The 4,076-nt window shown below is 70.0% G+C and carries 4 protein-coding genes and 1 pseudogene; 3 read left to right on the forward strand and 2 right to left on the reverse strand.

Going from position 1 to position 4,076, the window contains the following annotated elements; all coding sequences use genetic code 11:
- Window positions 1-308, reverse strand: a pseudogene (locus F3J15_RS36960) (DUF3108 domain-containing protein); the annotation flags it as partial.
- A gap of 127 nt (window positions 309-435) precedes the next feature.
- Entirely contained in the window at window positions 436-1,302 is an 867-nt protein-coding gene (locus tag F3J15_RS36965) for an IclR family transcriptional regulator (RefSeq protein ID WP_085042697.1), read from the reverse strand.
- Window positions 1,303-1,431: 129 nt separating this feature from the next.
- Here F3J15_RS36965 and F3J15_RS36970 point away from each other — a divergent pair, with 129 nt between their 5' ends.
- The 3 genes from F3J15_RS36970 to F3J15_RS36980 all read left to right on the forward strand — a co-directional run.
- Complete coding sequence (locus tag F3J15_RS36970; protein ID WP_166897708.1) at window positions 1,432-2,424, forward strand: fumarylacetoacetate hydrolase family protein; 993 nt, start codon at window positions 1,432-1,434, stop codon at window positions 2,422-2,424.
- Between the two features lie 137 nt (window positions 2,425-2,561).
- Window positions 2,562-3,389 (forward strand): enoyl-CoA hydratase/isomerase family protein, encoded by an 828-nt coding sequence (locus F3J15_RS36975; RefSeq protein ID WP_069248977.1) that lies wholly within the window; start codon window positions 2,562-2,564, stop codon window positions 3,387-3,389.
- Window positions 3,390-3,477: 88 nt separating this feature from the next.
- The coding region (locus F3J15_RS36980; protein WP_166897711.1) for a PhaM family polyhydroxyalkanoate granule multifunctional regulatory protein at window positions 3,478-4,076 on the forward strand (599 nt) is incomplete at its 3' end.

A 4,076-nucleotide genomic window follows, 5' to 3' on the forward strand; every position in this document is an offset into this window, starting at 1 on the left:
TTGAGGACCGGCTCAGGCGCGGGTTTCGGTGCGGCGGCCTTCGGGGCCGCCGGTGCGGGCGCGGCCGGCTGCTCGACCGGCTTCGGCGCAGGCGGCGCGGGCTGGCGCTCGATCGGTTGCGGTTTCAGCAGCTCGATCTGCACGGGGACTTCGGCGGGTGGGGGCGGCGTGAACGCATCGCGGTTGCGCATCAGCCAGAACGCGGCGAGCGCGTGCAGCACCAGCACGATGACGAGCGCAATGCCCACGCGCAGCCAGTGGCGGGGCAAGGCGTGACTCGGGCGGGTGTCGGCAGGCTGCATGGGCATCGGAACAGGATCGGGGCGTTCGCGTGACGTCGGGCGCGCAGCGCGCGCCACAGGAATCGGACTGTCGAATGCGCCGCGCGTTCGCGCTGCGTGACGGGCAGGTGCCGGGGGGCAGGTGCCGGATGCGTCAGGCGTCGCGCGCGTCGGGACTATAGCCGAGTTCGTAAGACAGTTTCTGCGCGCAGGCGCGCAGCGCGGTGTCGATCTCGCCGCCCCATGCAATGTCGAACGAGCCTTCCTGGCCGAGCGCGACGATCGCGAGCGCGAGTTCGCCGACCGCATCGAACACGGGCATGCAGAACGCGTGGATCGTCGGCAGCAGCATCCCCTCGACGCGCGCGGCCTCGTGCTGGCGCACGTCGGCGAGCACCGCGTCGACCTCGTCGAGCGTGCGCGGGCCGCCGTGGTGCGGCGAGCGCCGCGTATCGGCGAGTTCGCGCTCGAGCATCGCGGCGGTCTTGCTGCGCGGCAGGTACGCGGCGAACAGCAGCCCCGTCGCGGAGCCGAGCAGCGGCATCACGTCGCCGAGCTTCAGCGACGCCTTCGCCGGGTGGCTCGATTCCATCCAGTGCACGATCGTCGGCCCCTGGTTGCCCCACACGGCGATGCCGACCGTCTGGTCGAGCCGGTCGCGGAATTCGGTCAGCGCGATCCGGGCGAGCTTCACGCCGTCGACGCGCGCGAGCCGTGCGAGCCCCATCTGCAGCGCGAAGCCGCCGAGCTCGTAGCGGCCCGAGACGGGGTCCTGCGACACCACGCCGAGCCGCGAGAAGCTGACCAGGTAACGGTGCGCCTTCGCAGGACTCATGCCCGCCCGCTGCGCGAGGTCGCGCAGCATCATCGCGCGCGGCTCGCTCGTCAGCACGTCGAGCAAGCGGAAGCCGACCTCGATCGACTGGATGCCGGAGCGGACCTTCTCGCCGTGCTCGCCGGAAGCAGCGTCGTCGGTGTCGGAGTCGGCGAGATCGTCGTCGGGAAGCGGGCTGGCGGGCATGGGCGGCGGGTGCGCGAAAAGGCGAAAGGAATCGGGGCGAAAACAGCGCGCGCAATCGCCGCGCGCCGCAGGGATTCACCATCGTAAAATAGATTCCCTCCATCGTCACTACAACGCCAGAGTCCCCCTATGAAACTTGCTTCGCTGAAGGATGGCACGCGCGACGGCCAGCTGATCGTCGTGTCGCGCGACCTGCACACCGCGGCGATCGCCGACGCGATCGCGCCGACGCTGCAGCGCGTCCTCGACGACTGGGCGTTCTATGCGCCGCAGCTGCGCGACCTGTACGACACACTGAACCACGGCCGCGCGCGCAATGCATTCGCGTTCGATCCGGCCAACTGCATGGCGCCGCTGCCGCGCGCGTTCCAGTGGGCCGACGGCTCCGCGTACGTGAACCACGTCGAGCTCGTGCGCCGCGCGCGCGGCGCGGAGATGCCGCCCGAATTCTGGACCGACCCGCTGATGTACCAGGGCGGCAGCGACGATTTTCTCGGGGCCCGCGACGACGTCGTGTGCCCGTCCGAGGAATGGGGCATCGATTTCGAGGCGGAGGTCGCGGTGATCACCGGCGACGTGCGGATGAGCGCGACGCCCGACGAAGCGCTGAAGGCCGTGCGGCTCGTCACGCTGGTGAACGACGTGTCGCTGCGCAACCTGATTCCGGCGGAGCTCGCGAAGGGCTTCGGCTTCTTCCAGAGCAAGCCGGCCACCGCGTTCGCGCCGGTCGCCGTGACGCCCGACGAGCTCGGCGACGAATGGCGCGAAGGCCGCGTGCACCGGCCGATGATCGTCCACTGGAACGGCAAGAAGGTCGGCCAGCCCGATGCGGGCACCGACATGGTGTTCCACTTCGGCCAGTTGATTGCGCACGCAGCGAAGACGCGCAACCTGCGCGCCGGCTCGATCGTCGGCTCGGGCACGGTGTCGAACAAGGACGCGAAGCGCAGCTACTGCTGCATCGCCGAGAAGCGCTGCCTCGAGACGATCGAGCACGGCGCGCCGCAGACGGAATTCATGCGCTACGGCGACACCGTGCGCATCGAGATGTTCGACACGGCCGGCAAGTCGATCTTCGGCGCGATCGAGCAGTCGGTCGCGCCGCCCGACGGCGCGGCGTAAGTCACGCGGAGCACGCAGCGCTCCGCTTTCGCGAAACCCGGGCCCGGCCCGCGCGCCGGGTTTCGCCTGATGTTTGCCCGCGCGGGCTTGGCTACACTCGATTCAGGGGTTCGAGAACCTCGGGCAAGGAGCAGCGCATGGCCAATCTCGCCGCGTACGGCGGTTACGAAGCACTGAAGGTGACGCGCCGCGACCATGGCGTGCTCGACATCGTGATGAGCGGCGAGGGCGCGAACCGCAGCGGCCTCGCGACCGCGAACGCACGCATGCATCGCGAGCTCGCCGACATCTGGCGCGACGTCGACCGCGATCCCGACACGCGCGTCGCGGTCATTCGCGGCGAAGGCAAGGGCTTCTCGGCGGGCGGCGACCTCGCGCTCGTCGAGGACATGGCGAACGACTTCGACGTGCGCGCCCGCGTATGGCGCGAGGCGCGCGACCTCGTCTACAACGTGATCAACTGCAGCAAGCCGATCGTGTCGGCGATGCATGGCCCGGCCGTCGGCGCGGGGCTCGTCGCCGGGCTGCTCGCCGACATCTCGATCGCCGCGAAGGATGCGCGCATCATCGACGGTCACACACGGCTCGGCGTCGCGGCGGGCGACCATGCGGCGATCGTGTGGCCGCTACTGTGCGGGATGGCGAAGGCGAAGTACTACCTGATGCTGTGCGAGCCGGTGAGCGGCGAGGAGGCCGAGCGGATCGGGCTGGTGTCGCTCGCGGTCGAGCCGGCCGACCTGCTGCCGAAGGCCTACGAAGTGGCCGAGCGGCTCGCGCACGGTTCGCAGTCGGCGATCCGCTGGACCAAGTACGCATTGAACAACTGGCTGCGTACGGCCGGGCCGACCTTCGATACGTCGCTGGCGCTCGAATTCATGGGGTTTTCGGGGCCCGACGTGCAGGAAGGCATCCGCTCGCTGCGCGAGCGGCGCCCACCCGAGTTTCCCGGCGACGCGCCGTTCTGACACGCGCTGGCGCTATGATCGATCCAGGCGCGGCTCGCGCGACGCATGGCGGCCGCCTCGCTCCCACCCAGTCAACCAGGATGCCCGTATGACGACCGATGCCTCCGGCTCCAACCCTTTCGCCGGCTTTGCCGGCTTCAAGCCCGCCGACATGATGGACCGGATGTGGGACATGATGCGGATGTCGCCGTTCGGCGGGATGACGTCGTTCCCGGGCGCCACGCAAGGGCTGCCGCCGTCGCTGTCGAGCATGTCCGACATGATGGCGCCGCTCACGAGCGTCGAGGAACTCGACAAGCGGATCACCGATCTGCGCGCGGTCGAGCAGTGGCTGAAGCTCAATCTCGGGATGCTGCAGTCCGCGATCCAGGCGCTCGAGGTGCAGCGCGCGACGCTCGCGACGCTGCGTGCGTTCGGCGCGTTCGCGCAGAGCTCGATGTCGGCGGCCGAGGAAGCGGCCGTCGCGGCCGCGCATGCGGCGAAACACGCGTCGGGCGACGCACCGCCGGCACCGGATGCCGACGCGTCGGAGGCAGCGTCGGGCGACGCCGCGCAGCCAGCCTTCGACCCATCGGGCTGGTGGAACCTGCTGCAGTCGCAGTTCAATCAGCTCGCGAGCCTCGCGATGGCGCAGCCGGGCATGCAGCCCACGGCGCCGGGCGATGCGCCGCCGGACGCGGCCGCTGC

Origin of the sequence: Burkholderia sp. Ap-955, from assembly GCF_011753045.1 — a bacterium.
In the GTDB taxonomy this organism is placed as follows: domain Bacteria; phylum Pseudomonadota; class Gammaproteobacteria; order Burkholderiales; family Burkholderiaceae; genus Burkholderia; species Burkholderia lata_D.

Excerpts from the sequence above, each read along its gene's own strand:
- F3J15_RS36970 (WP_166897708.1), top strand. The coding sequence starts at position 1,432 with ATGAAACTTGCTTCGCTGAAGGATGGCACGCGCGACGGCCAGCTGATC.
- F3J15_RS36965 (WP_085042697.1), bottom strand. The coding sequence starts at position 1,302 with ATGCCCGCCAGCCCGCTTCCCGACGACGATCTCGCCGACTCCGACACC.
- F3J15_RS36975 (WP_069248977.1), top strand. The coding sequence starts at position 2,562 with ATGGCCAATCTCGCCGCGTACGGCGGTTACGAAGCACTGAAGGTGACG.